14 protein-coding genes and 1 pseudogene are annotated in these 13,205 nt (G+C 69.4%); 7 read left to right on the top strand and 8 right to left on the bottom strand.

Going from position 1 to position 13,205, the window contains the following annotated elements:
• Nucleotides 1-188 precede the first annotated feature (188 nt).
• The 6 genes from C4V41_RS43940 to C4V41_RS43915 form a co-directional block, all read right to left on the bottom strand.
• On the bottom strand, nt 189-395 hold the full coding sequence (locus C4V41_RS43940) for a hypothetical protein (RefSeq protein WP_146104008.1): 207 nt from the start codon (nt 393-395) through the stop codon (nt 189-191).
• The gene (locus C4V41_RS43935) at nt 392-826 is read right to left on the bottom strand and encodes a hypothetical protein (RefSeq protein ID WP_103961985.1); all 435 of its coding nucleotides are present in this window, start codon (nt 824-826) and stop codon (nt 392-394) included. Before C4V41_RS43935 ends, C4V41_RS43940 begins: the two co-directional genes overlap by 4 nt.
• A gap of 1 nt (nt 827) precedes the next feature.
• Nucleotides 828-1,481 carry a DUF998 domain-containing protein gene (locus C4V41_RS43930; protein WP_103961984.1) on the bottom strand — a complete coding sequence of 218 codons (654 nt, stop codon included), beginning with the start codon at nt 1,479-1,481 and terminating at the stop codon, nt 828-830.
• A 152-nt stretch (nt 1,482-1,633) separates the two neighbouring features.
• Entirely contained in the window at nt 1,634-2,779 is a 1,146-nt protein-coding gene (locus tag C4V41_RS43925; protein WP_103961983.1) for an FAD-dependent monooxygenase, read from the bottom strand.
• Between the two features lie 19 nt (nt 2,780-2,798).
• Complete coding sequence (locus C4V41_RS43920) at nt 2,799-3,803, bottom strand: NAD-dependent epimerase/dehydratase family protein (protein WP_103961982.1); 1,005 nt, start codon at nt 3,801-3,803, stop codon at nt 2,799-2,801.
• Nucleotides 3,800-5,413 carry a CocE/NonD family hydrolase gene (locus C4V41_RS43915; RefSeq protein WP_160150590.1) on the bottom strand — a complete coding sequence of 538 codons (1,614 nt, stop codon included), beginning with the start codon at nt 5,411-5,413 and terminating at the stop codon, nt 3,800-3,802. The genes C4V41_RS43920 and C4V41_RS43915 overlap by 4 nt, the downstream gene beginning before the upstream one ends.
• A 169-nt stretch (nt 5,414-5,582) precedes the next feature.
• On the opposite strand from C4V41_RS43915, the gene C4V41_RS43910 reads away from it, so the two are divergent.
• Nucleotides 5,583-6,041 carry a GbsR/MarR family transcriptional regulator gene (locus C4V41_RS43910; RefSeq protein WP_103961980.1) on the top strand — a complete coding sequence of 153 codons (459 nt, stop codon included), beginning with the start codon at nt 5,583-5,585 and terminating at the stop codon, nt 6,039-6,041.
• A gap of 35 nt (nt 6,042-6,076) precedes the next feature.
• On the opposite strand, the gene C4V41_RS43905 is transcribed toward C4V41_RS43910, so the two are convergent.
• Nucleotides 6,077-6,883: an alpha/beta fold hydrolase gene (locus tag C4V41_RS43905; RefSeq protein WP_235030761.1), complete on the bottom strand. Its 807-nt coding sequence runs from the start codon at nt 6,881-6,883 to the stop codon at nt 6,077-6,079.
• A gap of 479 nt (nt 6,884-7,362) precedes the next feature.
• Nucleotides 7,363-8,190, bottom strand: coding sequence for an NAD(P)H-binding protein (locus C4V41_RS43900; RefSeq protein WP_103962183.1), 828 nt, complete (start codon nt 8,188-8,190; stop codon nt 7,363-7,365).
• 165 nt (nt 8,191-8,355) lie between these two features.
• Here C4V41_RS43900 and C4V41_RS43895 point away from each other — a divergent pair, with 165 nt between their 5' ends.
• The 6 genes and pseudogenes from C4V41_RS43895 to C4V41_RS64695 all read left to right on the top strand — a co-directional run.
• Nucleotides 8,356-8,691: a winged helix-turn-helix transcriptional regulator gene (locus C4V41_RS43895; RefSeq protein ID WP_235030760.1), complete on the top strand. Its 336-nt coding sequence runs from the start codon at nt 8,356-8,358 to the stop codon at nt 8,689-8,691.
• 482 nt (nt 8,692-9,173) lie between these two features.
• A complete protein-coding gene (locus tag C4V41_RS43890) occupies nt 9,174-9,962 on the top strand; it encodes a DUF4158 domain-containing protein (protein ID WP_160150589.1) in 789 nt (262 codons plus the stop codon).
• 54 nt (nt 9,963-10,016) lie between these two features.
• On the top strand, nt 10,017-11,543 hold the full coding sequence (locus C4V41_RS43885) for a DUF4241 domain-containing protein (protein ID WP_103961977.1): 1,527 nt from the start codon (nt 10,017-10,019) through the stop codon (nt 11,541-11,543).
• A gap of 86 nt (nt 11,544-11,629) precedes the next feature.
• Nucleotides 11,630-11,998, top strand: coding sequence for a DUF6192 family protein (locus C4V41_RS43880; RefSeq protein WP_146104007.1), 369 nt, complete (start codon nt 11,630-11,632; stop codon nt 11,996-11,998).
• A 90-nt stretch (nt 11,999-12,088) separates the two neighbouring features.
• On the top strand, nt 12,089-12,445 hold the full coding sequence (locus C4V41_RS43875) for a hypothetical protein (RefSeq protein WP_200824630.1): 357 nt from the start codon (nt 12,089-12,091) through the stop codon (nt 12,443-12,445).
• An 85-nt stretch (nt 12,446-12,530) separates the two neighbouring features.
• Nucleotides 12,531-13,197, top strand: a pseudogene (locus C4V41_RS64695) (IS5 family transposase); the annotation flags it as partial.
• Between the last annotated feature and the right edge of the window lie 8 nt (nt 13,198-13,205).

Raw genomic sequence — 13,205 nt, 5'->3', positions numbered from 1 at the left:
GCTGTAGATCGCTCAGTGTCTACCGGCCGGGCTGGGCTGGTGATCTTCTGCGACGGTCCTGCTCCGAATCGGCGGCAACCCCGGGGGCCGCCCAGGGTCCGCATTTGTTCGGCCTCGGCCGGCATCGGGTACGGCGTCGGCTGCGCGAGAGACTCGGTCGGCTGTCACGTTATCGCGGGTAAAAACGTTCACGTGGCGGCGCCGGTGCGCGTCCAGGCTGTCGGCGTCGTGCTCGGCCAGCAGCCGGCGCCGTTGAGTCCGAGCAGGGCGTAGATCTGGCCCGCCCGCACGCTCAGGTCGACGTCGTGAACGGCCACGACGTCGCTGTAGCGCTTGGTCAGGCCGCTCACCTCGATGACCGGAGCCCCCGCGCTGCCCATCAGGTGCTCCTTCATGGCTGGGCGATGAGCATGAATAGCGCCCAGATGAGCAGCGCGGCCTGCAGGAGGATGTCGCGCCCGGCCAGCCGGGGATGGGCCTGGATGGCGTAGGACATGGTCTTGATCGGCGTGAGGGGCGGCGGAGGTACGCGGCCGGGCGCGAGCGGCCGGATGAAGCGGTGGAAGAACACCTGGGTCAGCGTGAGGCCGACCAGCAGGCCGGTGGTAAAGCTGAGGTGTTCCAGGCCGACGGCGGCCAGCAGGGCGACCAGGACGATCATGAGCACCAGCAGGATGTCGTCGAACCAACGCAGGAAGCCGCCGCCCGCGTGCACGGCGGCGATGCGCTTGATGCGGGTCGGGTACGGCACGGCGAACAGGCTGACGAACTTGATCAGGGCCTGCAGAATGTACAGGCCGAGCAGGATCTTCAGCGCGACCTCCACCTCACACCTCCGCAAGGGCGCTACGGCGGCGCAGCCGGGCCGCGGCGGCGATGATCCAGGCGAATCCGACCAGCAGGGCGGCGTGTTCGAGCAGCCCGGCGGGCGCGGGCCGAAGCACACCCTGAACGTCCAGGCGGAAGGCGAGGCCTGCGGCGACGGCGAAGGCGATGACCAGCGCCCCCGACCAGCGCGAGTAGAGCGCCCATCCCCAGCTACCAATGTCCAGGCTTCGCGCCAGCGTGAACGGCGTGGCCGCCAGCGCAGCGAACAGCACCAGCCCGGCCAACCCGTGGGCGCGGCCTGCGGTGGTGACCACCTCGGGTCGGCCGGGCGGATAGCCGAGGGCGGGATCGGTGGGCACGATCCCCGCCACGACCATCGCCAGGCCACCGGCCACCAGAAGGACCGGCGCCCAGACGGCGGCCCGGCCGGGAGGAAGAGCACGGCGTATCCCGGCGGCGAAGCCGAGCAACAGCAGCCCGCCGATCACGAAGTTGGCCGTTTGCAGCCAGCCGCGCTCGCCGGCGCCGAGCTGGCTGGCGCCGTGATGCCAGAGGCTGTAGCCGGGCCGGGTGGCGCCGTCGATCAGGAGCAGCGCTGGGACGAGTACGCCGGCGGCGATGCCGCAGGCGAGAAGGGTTGGGGTCGGGCGCATCGGGAGCAAGCCTCCTAGCTCCGCGATCGGAAAATCGCGGGCCGACCAGGCTTCCCGGCTCACCGACGTTCGCGCCACTCTTCGAGGCGCGTTCTTGCAGACGCCTGGAATGTAACACCTGGCCGGGCGGGCGGCCAGGTGTCTCACCACGCTCAGCCCTTGATGAAGCGGCGGATCATGTACCGGCGGACCGGCGGCAGGGCGGCCAGCCGCAGCGGCAGCTGGCTCAGCCACAGCACCACCGGGTTGGCGGGGGCGTAGACGCCTTTGACGCGGCGGCCGAGCTTCTGCTTGTGTTCGGCCTCGGGCCGGATGGCGGCCTCCCACGCGGCCAGTGCGGCGGGGATGTCGCCGGGGTGGGCCTCGAGTTCGGTGCCGAGGCGATCGGCTCCGCCGACGGCCAGCGCGGAGCCGTACCCGGCGAACAGGGTGACGCACCAGGCGGCGTCGCCGAGCAGGACCACGCGGCCTTTGCTCCAGGATGGTGAGACGACCTGGCTGATGGTGTCGAAGTAGACCGAATCGGCCCGCGCCAGCCCGGCCAGGGCTTCGGGGATGACCCAGCCGAGGTCGCCGTAGATGCGCTGCAGTTCGGTGGTCACGTCCTCGCCCGGGCGGGCGTGGCTGGCGCGGTAGCCGAAGAAGGCGACGTTGCGGCCGTCGGGGATGCTGATGACCGCGGCGGTGCGCCCGCCGGAGGACAGGGTGCCGGTGGCCCCGGTGGCGATGCTGGCAGGTCGTTTGTCGAGCATGAAGACGGCGACCTTGTGCTCCAGGTCGAGCAGGAAGTCCTCTTCCGGGCCGAAGAGCAGGGCGCGGGTGGCCGAGTGCAGGCCGTCGGCGCCGATCAGCAGGTCGGCCTCCTCGACGGTGCCGTCGGTCAAGCTCACGCGTACGGCGTGGGTGTCCTGGTCGACGGCGGTGAGGGTGGCGCCGAAGCGGATCTCGGCGTGGCCCTCGACCTTCTCGTACAGGACGGCCTCCAGGTCGCCGCGCAGGATGGTGATCGAGCGCGGACCGGTGGTGGCGGCGATGGTGGCGCGGTCGAGGGCGAAGCGGCGTTCGCCGTTCGGCTTGTGGTAGACGAGTTCGTCGGTGATGAAGCCCTTCTTGAGCAGGTCGGGCAGGATGCCCATGCGTTCGGCGGCGTCGTAGCCGATGCCGCCGAAGGTGACGGCGTAGCCGCCGCCGCGCCGCTGCGGGGCGCGTTCGACGATGAGGGTGTTCCAGCCGATCTGGTGCAGGCGCAGGGCGGTGGCCAGGCCGGCGATGCCGGCTCCGATGATGATGGCGCGCATGAATGTCTTCGCGTTTCTCTTAGTGGGAGAACTGGTCGAGCAGCCGCTGTTCGGCGGCGGCATCCAGCCAGGTGTCGGGGGAAGGCGCGTCCGTGCGGGGTGCCGGGTCGCCTTCGGCCTGGAGCCAGGCCCAGGTGTCGGCGAGGGTCTCACGCAGCGGGCGCGTGGTGAGGCCTTCGGCCAGGGCGGCGCTGACGTCGGCGTCGTGCATGCCGCTCGGCGCGCTGCCGTCGGGCAGCCGTAGCCCGAGCTCCATGCCGAGTGGCAGGCCATGCCGAAGGAGCAACTCCGGCGGCGCCCACACCAGTTCGGTGTCGAAGCCGGTGACCTCCAGCGCCGTGGTGAGCAGCTCGCCGAGGGTGATCGCGCCGGGTGAGCCGGTCACGGTGAAGGCGCCGGCAAGGCCGCGTTCGGCGCAGGAGAGCATCCAGGTGGCCAGGTCCCGGACGTCGAGGTACTGCAGGGGCGTGCCGGCGGGGGCGGGGGCCAGGACCCGGCCGCCCTTTTCCAGGCGGCGCAGCCACCACGGGATGCGGCCGACGTCCTCATACGGGCCGAGGATCATCCCGGCCCTGGCCAGCAGCGCACGCTCGCCGAAGGACTCGGTGACGGCGAGCTCACCGCCGCGCTTGGCAGCGGCGTAGTCGGCGTCGTCGGTGCCGGCTGGGTCGCCGTCGACCAGGGGCGCGTGCTCGTCGGCACCCGGTGGCCAGGGCCAGCGGTGCACGCCGCGGCTGGAGACGTACCCGTAGTGCCCGACCCGGCCGGCCAGCAGGCGGGCGGCCTCGCGCACCACGCGTGGCGCCCAGGCCCAGGTGTCGATGACGGCGTCCCACTCTCCGTCGCCCAGCGCCCGCCGTACGGAGTCGGGGTCGGTGCGGTCGGCGATCAGCGCCCGCACCCCGGGGGCGGGGTCGCGGCTGAGGCCGCGGTTGAGCGTGCTCACCTCATCGCCGCGCTCCAGTGCGGCTTCCACGATGGCGCGGCCGACGTGGTGGGTGCCGCCGAGGACGAGGACTTTCATGATGCTCCAGGGATGAGGGGCAGCCAGAGGGCTGACGGGTGGCTGCGGTCGTGGAAGATTTCGTGTTTCGAGGGGCGCAGGCTCCTGGCGGTGGCGAGCGGTTCGCCGGTGCCGGGGTTGCGGCCGAAGCGTGGGTGGGCGCCGCTGGAGACCTGCACCCGGATGCGGTGGCCGCGCTTGAATCGGTGGGCCATCGGCCACAGGGTGATGTCGGCGACCCGGATGTCGCCGGGGTTGTGCAGCCGGATGATGCCGTCGCACACGTTGACCGACCGGCCGCGTGGGTCCACATCGCAGACGCGTGCGAAGTAGTCGGCGTGCGGGTTGGCCGAGCGGGCGTGCACACGGACGCGGACCGGGCCGATGGCCTCGACGTCTTCGGCCAGGGGCGCGGTGGTGAAGGTGAGCACGTCGGCTCTGGCTTCGATGGGCCGGTTGTCCTTCGCCCCCGCCGACAGGCCCACCTGCGTGCCGCCCACGGTGGGGGTCGGGTCAGCGGGGTCGTATCGGTAGCGGCTGGGAGAGCTCCGGCGGTCGGGCGGGGTGCGGCTGAGTCCGCCGTGCGGGTGCAGGAACCAGGGCGTCGCCTCGTGCGCGGGCGGCCAGGCGGGCATGTCGATCCAGCGGCCCGCGCCGGTGACGAACAGCCGCACGCCCGAGGGAGCCGGCCGTCCGAGCAGCGCGGCATCCAGCGCGGCGAGCGCGTCGGGCAGCCCTTGGCGGGTGTAGAGCCCGCGGCCGTGCCCCCAGGGGCCGACCAGTAGCCGTACCTGACGTCCGGCGGCCACCAGCGCGGCGTAGTCGGCCAGCATGCCCGGCAGGAAGAAGTCGTGCCAGCCACCCTGCAGGTGCACCACCGGCGGCATGCGGGCGACGTTGTGGCGCTGGTCGGTGCTCGTCCAGTACTTCTCGCCGGGACCGTGGCGGACCCAGTGCCGAAACCAGGGCACGGGGTGCCCGGTCAGCGCCTGATCGGCCTCCTGCAGCGGGAGGGTGAGCGTGGCATCCGACAGCCGCCGCGCGGCGCCGACCATGCCGGCCACTTGGCGGGTGATGCCGTAGCCGCTGGAGAACATCCGCTCCACCAGCTGCACCCAGCCGAGCGTGTTACCCGTCGCGAAGGCTCCTCCGGGGTACATGAAGCCGCGAGCGAACTCCGATGGCGCGTCCTGGATGAGTGCGATCTTCCATTCCGGGATGTCGCGGGCTGCCAGCTCCCACTGCACGTAGCCGAGGTAGCTGGCGCCCCATGTGGCCAGCCCGCCGCCGAACCACGGCTGAGCGCGCAGCCAGCTCAGGGTGCCGTCGGCGTCGGCCGGGTCGATGACGAACCCGTCGAAGCGGCCGCCGGATCCGGCGGTGCCGCACAGGCTTTGATACAGCACCTGGTAGCCGCGCTCGGCCAGCAGCGCCGGGAGCCGGTCCAGCACGTTGCCGCGGCCGTAGGGGCTGCGCAGCAGGACCAGCGGCGGATGGTGCTGACCTGCCGGGTAGTAGTGCGTGGCCAGCAGCCGCACACCATCGGAGGCTGGGATTTCCACGTTGCGCCGCACGTGCACCCGGTGCCGTAGGGCGGGGCGCACGCCGTACAAACGGCTGAGCAAGGTCATGGCCGGATCTGCTTCCTGTCGACGCCAATAGGACATCGCCGACCAGGCTTCCCGGCACACCATCGAACCCCTCCCGTGAGAGGCCGATACCAGGACTATACCGACTTTTCAGAAATTTCTGAAGGCTCAGAGTGTTCGGTATCCTGTTCCTCCTTAAGGAGGCGAGCACGTGAACGACCGGTATGAGCAGTGGCAGGCGGCCGAACGGCTGGCCCTGACCCTGATCGAGGGCGGCATGCAGCGGATGGCCGCGCGCACCCTGGCGGTCTTCCTGTTCACCGACCAGGACAGCGTCACCGCCGGCGAGATCGCCGACCGGCTGGAGGCCAGCGCGGGCTCGGTCTCCGGCGCGATCAAATCCCTGGCCACGGTCGGCCTGATCGAACGCCTGCCCGCCCCCGGCAGCCGCCGCGAGCACTACCGGCTCCGCGACGACGCCTGGGCCACCCTGTTCACCAGTCAGAACACCGTCATCCAGGCCATGCTCCAGGCCGCGGCCGCCGGGATCTCCGCCACCAAAAGCGGCGACCCAGCCCACCGGCGATTGGCGCAGATGCACGCCTTCTACGAATTCCTGCTCGGCGAACTCCCCGCCCTGCTGCACCGCTGGCACCAGCAGAGCGGCTGACCCCCAGTCCGAGACTCGAGAAGCGGTAGCCGCGCTCAGCCTGTGGCGAGGAAGTCTCGGACCTTCGTGGCGATGCGGGGGTAGTCCGAGCCGAACCAGATCATGTCACTGTCGGTCCGGGCCTCCACCAGTTCGGCGTTCGGCAGGACCGCTGCCAAGGACTCGGCGTGGGCGAAGGGCACCGACCGGTCGTGGCGGGTGGCGATGACCAGCGCGCTCTGGCCGACCTGTGCGGCGCAGTCGGGCACGGGGAGCATGTCGGCGACGAAGCCGTGGCCCGAGCGCATCTGAGTGAACAGTCCCGCCAGCGTAGCGCGTTCGGCGGTGGACAGGCCCGCCAGGACCTGGCGGGCGGGCAGGGCCGACAGGCTCCGCAACAGCAGGCGCAGCCCCACCGGCGGTGCCAGGCGGATCAGGGACCGCATGATCGCCCAGGTGCCAGCCTCGGTCCGGGCGTTGAACACCGCCCGGCCGCCCATCCGGGTCAGCCGGTCGGGCCGGGGCAGGAATGCGACCGCGCTTTGCATGATGACGCGCTCGACCAGGTGGGGATGGCGGGCGGCCAGCGTCAGCGCGGTGCGCCCGCCGGCCGAGATGCCCACGACCGCGGCCAGGCGTTCGATGCCCAGGCTCCGGCACAGCTCGGCGGTGGCGTCGGCGAACCCGGCCGGTGTCGTGCCCGTGCTCAACGGCGTACGCCCGTAACCGGGGCGTGAGGGCGCCAACACCGTGAACCCGGCCTCGGCGAAGACCTCCTCGCCCAGCGCCAGCCCAGCCCGCATGTGACCGCCGTGCAACACCAGGACCGTCTTGCGGTCCCGGCCCTCCAACGGGCCCTCCAATCGGTACTCCACCGGCCCGGCCGATGTGCGCGCCACGGTGGTGACGCGCTCGGACGGGCTGCGCGAGAAGTGAACACGGGCACCTCCTGGGAAGAAAAGCTGACCATGAGCTGGTCGGCTTGGGGCAGGTCTTCACGGCCAATCACGCCCGCGGTAGACCACGGCGCGCACGACGAGTAGAACGATCACCACCGCGCCCGCGGGCCAGAGCAGCGCCGGTGAGCCGCCTGAACCCAGCCAGACAAGAACGAAGACGATGAACAGTCCTAGTCGGGCTACCAGGTCGCTCACAGATGGCGCAGCCAAAGGTACGGGGTGCCGATCCAGGGTCGTGGTGGGCGTCCGGTGAGGGAACCTTCAACGGACACCCACCACGATCCGGATCGCGGCCGACCCAGTCGTCAGGCGGCAAGTTGCGGCCTCGGCCAGGCAGGCCATGGCCGAGGCCGGTAACGGTGCCGCGTTCTTCTCCGGACGGACTATTTGAAGGCCGAGGTGTTGCGCATCGCCCACTCGGCGAAGGTGCGGGGCGGACGGCCGAGGATCCTCTCGACGTCGGGGCTCACCCGCTGCTCGGCGGCCTTCGGCGTGCCCAGGATGTCAAGGGTGGACTCCACGATCGGCTCGGGCATGAACTGCAGCATCTGTGCCCGAGCCTCTGCCCGGCTCTGCTCGACGAACTGGACCGGCTCTCCCAGCGCGTCGCCGATCGCCATCGTCTGGTGGCGAGGTGAGATCGGTGCCGGTCCGGTCAGCACATACGCCTTGCCGATGTGGCCGGCGTCCAGCAACGCCGCCGCGGCGACCTCGGCGATGTCGGCCGGATCGATGGTCGGCAATGCGACATCTCCGAACGGCGCGGTGACCATCCGTTGTGTGCGGACCATCTCGGCCCACTGCAATGTGTTGGAGTCAAAACCTCCTGGCCGCAGCAGTGTCCATTCGAGATCCGATTGCGTGAGGGGGTCCTCCAGTGTTGAGGGGTGGCTTCCCGTGGCAACGCCCTGGGAGGACAGCAGGACAATCCGGCGGATCCCGCCTGCTTTGGCGACGTCGAGGACGTCGCCAACGTTGCCGCCAGCCGCCACGAAGTCGCCCGAGGTCAGCAGGAACAGCACTTCGGCACCATCGAGCGCGGGCGCGAGGCTTTCCGGCTGGGCCAGGTCGGCCTGCTGGTGCCGTACTCCGGCTGGCACATCCTGCGGTGAGACTCTCCGCGACACTGCGGTCACCTGTTCGCCGGCCGCGACCAGCGCCTGCACGAGCGGCTGTCCGACGTTGCCGGTGGCTCCAGTCACCACAATCATGTTCACTCCCAGTTATCGATGTCGTGGACTCGATGGAAGCTACTAGGGCTGGGATAGTAGGTACCTAGAGGAAAGTAATGGGAAGAAGGGCTTATTGTGACCAACGACACAATGTCGGCGTCTCCCGTCGACGTTGCACCGGAGCAGGCGTGTCCGATCGCTCCGGTGGTCGACATCGTCTTCAGCCGCTGGACCACGCCGATTCTGTGGGTGCTCAATGAATACGGGCGGCATCGGTTCGTGGAGCTGGAGCGCCGAATCACCACCATCACGCCCAAGGTGCTGACCGAACGGTTACGGCAACTGGAACGCGACGGTCTCGTCGTGCGCACCTACCACCCCGAGGTTCCGCCGCGGGTGGAGTACGAGATCAGCGAATTGGGACGAAGCCTGGCGCCGCTGTTCGCAGCACTCGCCGACTGGTCGATCAACCTGGGCGAGGTCGAGCAGGCCCGGCTGGACTACGACGCCAGGAAACCGGTCCGCAGCCGCCGAACCTGACCCGACAGGTTCACCGGAACATGGCTGGCGCGGAACGCGCGCCAACGTGACTACGTACGACAAGAGCACATCTACCTTCGACCGCCGTGCCTTCTTCGAGCTGCACCTCGCAACAAGCGAACCCCCCGTTGCCGGCATCGCCTGCTGCGGCTGGACGAGGCCCGCTACCGCCACTGACCGATTGGTTGCTGCTCAGGGGCCGACACCTACGGCGACGGAACCGTCACCGACTGCCTGTCCCTCTGCCTGTCGGCCTGGGACAAACCGACATCCTGTACGGCAAAGCCGCCCGCGACTGCACGCCCACGCAAATCTACGACGAGGTGCTCGCGCAGTTGCGCCGGGCGATCCGGGGGTGGACCTGCAACGGAACCGCTTCGTACGGTAAGCGCCTTCCCGCAGGCCAGGCCGGGTACCGAACGGGGCCTGTGTGGGGTCGTTAGCGTACGTTCCGGCTCCGATGCAGCTCGCCCTTGATCTCGGTGTCGCAGGCAGATCTTGAATTGTTCTTCTGCCTCGACGACGCCGACCGCCAGCTGATGGCGAAGGCGAAGCTGAGGGGTGATCACAATCGCCTCGGGTTCAGCATCCAACTCACCACCGTGCGTCATCTCGGCCGGTTCCTGAGTAATCCGCTGGAGGGGGTGCCGACCGAAGTCATCGACTTTCTGGCCGGGCAGCTCGGGGTGGCCGACCCTTCGTGCGTCAAGCGGTATGCCCGGCGCGAGCCCACCCATCGTGAGCATGCCGGGACGATCCAAGAAGCGCTGCGCCTGAGGGACTTCACCGAGGTGGAGGCCGACCTGGCAGAGTACGTGGCCCGGCGGGCGTGGATCACCGGGAACGGGCCCAAAGCGATCTTCTTCGACGCGCTGCGGTGGCTGCGCGAGCAGCAGGTGCTGCTGCCGAGACTCTCGCGGCTGGCCCGGCTGGCCCGGCTGGCCCGGCTGGCCCGGCTGGCCCGGCTGGCCCGGCTGGCCCGGCTGGTGGCGCGAGAGCGGGAGGCGGCGACCCGGCGAATGTGGGAGGCGCTGAGCGAGCAGCAGCGGCGGGACCTGGACGCGCTGCTGGTGGTGCCGGCAGGAAAGCGGATCTCCCGGCTGGAGGAATGGCGCATCGGTCCGGCGCGGGCTTCGGGCCCGCAGATGGTCAAGGCGCTCAGTGCCTGTGTCCGAACTTTGATCTTGGATGGGAGCCCGATCGAGCAGAACGAGATGGGCTGTGGTGCGGAGGCCGCCATCGTCGGATATGAGCTTTTTCCAACTTGGTGAGAAGGGGCGATGTAGATTCACCGCCTTGGCGAACGGGGAGAGGTTGTACAGACGATGCTGAGCGAGTCCGGGCCGATCGTGGTGGTGTACTGCGAGGGATGGGAACCTGTCCGGCACGCAGTGGTCGGCCCGTTACCACCCGATGAGGCGCAGCGAAGAGATGAGACTGGGGAGCAGTACGCCGCGCTGTTGTTCCTCGGAGATCGCGTGCGGGCGCTGTTCGAGGTGGTCTGGCGTCAGGGCGTGTGCGTGACGTGGGGGTTCGATGACCAGCGACGTCGCGTTGTGAAGCGTGACTTTCGCCGGTTGGCCGACGAGTTGCTGCTTGTCGAGCAGGTTTCCTGGGGGTATCCGACGGAGTCGGTGGCGGAGTTCGGTGCGGCGGCTAGGCAGACGACGGTGCGCCATGCAGCGCGCCAGGGCTATGTGCAGATCACGGCGGGGCACCCGGGACATTCGCAGAGTTCGAAGCTGGTCCCCGTCGCATCCGATCGGCTTCGCCTTGCGGTGCCGTGTTTTGGCGACTGGGCCGGGCTGGCCTTTTTCGGCGCCGACCAGATCGAGGAGGTCGCTGCTAGTACGGGCAACGCGCCCTCGTTTCGCGAGTATGTCGCGGCGCTCGCCGAGGAGGATGCGGCTTCTTCCTGGCTGCCTCATCCGTTGCTGCCGCTGGGCGTGCCGGCCGGTACGCCGTTCGCGCATTTGCCGCCTCCGGACGGTGTGGCCGTGGTCCCTTTCGACGCGCCGGTCTGGCAGCCGCCGCAACCGCTGCGAGTGGATCAGCGCCTGGTGGTCGCCCATCCGGCTTCCAGCGCCGCCAGCCCTGGTGCTCGCCTGGAGTCTCGGCAGGCCGGGACGCTGCGAGTGCCGACCGGTGAGCTGGTGGCGTGCGACCCCTACACCGTCTCGGACGCCAAGCCCTTCACCATGCGCGTGCCACCGGGCCGGTACCCAATGATGTTGACGGTGGTCGGAGAGGGCGACCCGGCGCAGGGTCGCGTCGCGGCGGCCTGGCTGGTCATCGATGCTGCGCCCGTGATCTCCTGGGAGCTTGCCACCCGGCCCGGGGAGGACGTGCGCACGCTTCCCGACGGGGAAGCGTTTTACTTCGCCGTCGACGCCGGCATGGCCTGCTTCGTCGACCGTGCCGCGGTGGACGGCCTGGCCTACCTCAGCGAGCCTGATAGTCAGCTTGCCGACGACTATGACGGTAACGGTGTTCATGTTGCAGAGGTGGACGAGCCCACCTCGGGTGCCAACCTCATCGCCTTCAGCAGCGGCTGGGGGGACGGAGCCTATCCGGTGTGGATCGGCCGGACCGAGGACGACGGCGTCGCCTGCGTCATGGCCGACATGCTCGTACTTGGCGAACCCGAGGACGTCCCGACGATCCCGCCGGAAACTGTGCCCTCGACGTTCGCAGTCGGCGATGCGGTGATGCTGGCCGACGGGCCCTTCGCCTCGCTCCCAGGCACGGTCAAGGGGATCGACGTCGATGGGCGCATGCTCACCGTGGCCCTTTCAATCTTCGGACGCGACCACGACATCGAGGCGCCCTTCCACCAGGTCGAGAAGCTGTAGGGAACATTCGCGGGTGGCCAGGCGCCGCGCCCATGGCACGGCGCCGACTTCCCGGCTGGTTCGTTTCAGGTGCGGCCAGGGCTGAAATGATGTCGGACAGACGTTGCTGGCAGATGGTCAACCGCGCGCAGATCGACCACGCCACCCAGGCCGTCGAACGCCACGTGGAGCCGGCCGTGCCGGCGATCCGCCGGCTGCAGCGCAGCATGGAGTTCATCGACCTGGTCGCCGCCTGCGCCCAGTTCACCGCCACCGTCGAGCGGACCATGGCCAAGCTGGCCGGCCACGACTTCACCGACGATGAACGCGGCGCGCTGCGCGATCGGCTGCAGCGGGTCCGCGCCGCCGCCGACTGGATCGAGCAAGCCATCGACACCGGCAACCTCACTCTGGAGGAGGGCTTGGCCGCCCTGCTGCGCGGCGAGGGCGGGCACGACGGACCGCGCGAGCCATGAGGCCTGGCACCCGATGCCCGACGCCAAGGACACGCCCGCCGGCCCCGGATCCCCACCCACGTCTGCGGCGAACAGGTCCGCATCACGCTGATGGAGGCCCGGCCCGCCGCGCTGATCACCAAACAACTGATGATCGCCACAGGGATGAGCGTCTACTACGTCCGCAAGGGCCTGCAATGGGTCAAGGACAAAGCGGCGCTGGAGCACCTGACCCCGCTCACCTGGACCCCGAAGGAGGGGTATCGGTTTTCCACCGACCCCGCCGACTGGATCAGCTACGAGCGACGCCAGTTCCACACCGAACTCACCCGGATCACCCGGCTGATCACCGCCACCGTCGGGCCACACGCCGGCGCACGCCCCAACGACAAGTTCGCCAGGATCATCCTGGCCCAGCTTGAAGGCGTCCGCGCGACGTTCGAGTCGCTGGTCACCGACCTGCCGTGATCTAACGAGCCGGGGTCGTCGAGGGCTGTCCGCATCCAGCCCTCCCGAGAAGCCCCCATGTCCCTTGCTCCAACCATCCTTGGGGTTGAGCCATGCGCCGACACACCGCTACCCGTCCGACACCAGCGCTGCGGAATGGGCGCTGCTGGAGCCGCTCTTGCCGCCGCCCGCCTGCCGCACCCCGCGCGGCGGCCGGCCCGAGGCCCATCCCCGCCGGGAGATCGTGGACGCAATCAGATATTTGGTCGATAACGGGTGCAAATGGCGCGCACTTCCTGCAGACTTCCCCCTTGGCGCACGGTTTACGGCTTTTTCGCCCGGTGGGCGCGTGCCGGAGCCACCACCGCGATCCGGGACCAACTGCGCGAACAGGTCCGGCTACGGGCGGGACGTTGCCGGGCCCCGGTGACGGCGATCATCGATTCTCAGTCGGTCAAGGCGGCCGAAACGGTCGCCCGCACCAGTCGTTGATATGATGCAGCAAAACGGATTAATGGGCGGAAAGGCATATAGCTGTCGATACGCGCGGCATGCCCCTGATGGTGATGGTGACCCGCGCTGACTACCCTGACCGGGCCGTCGCCCGCGACCTGCTGCTCCGGCTCCGGCTCCTTCACCCCCAGCTCACACCGACCTGGGCCGACTCGGCCTACTCAGGCGTGCTGGTCGATTGGTCGAAGCGAAGCCTGCGCCTGACCCTGAAAATCGTCAACCGCCCACCCGGCCAGAGCGGGTTTGTGGTGCTGCCCAGACTTATGTG

It is taken from the genome of Nonomuraea solani (assembly GCF_900108335.1).
Lineage (GTDB): Bacteria > Actinomycetota > Actinomycetes > Streptosporangiales > Streptosporangiaceae > Nonomuraea > Nonomuraea solani.
Note: the sequence above shows the minus strand (reverse complement) of the source record. Positions and strands in the feature narration are given on the sequence as shown.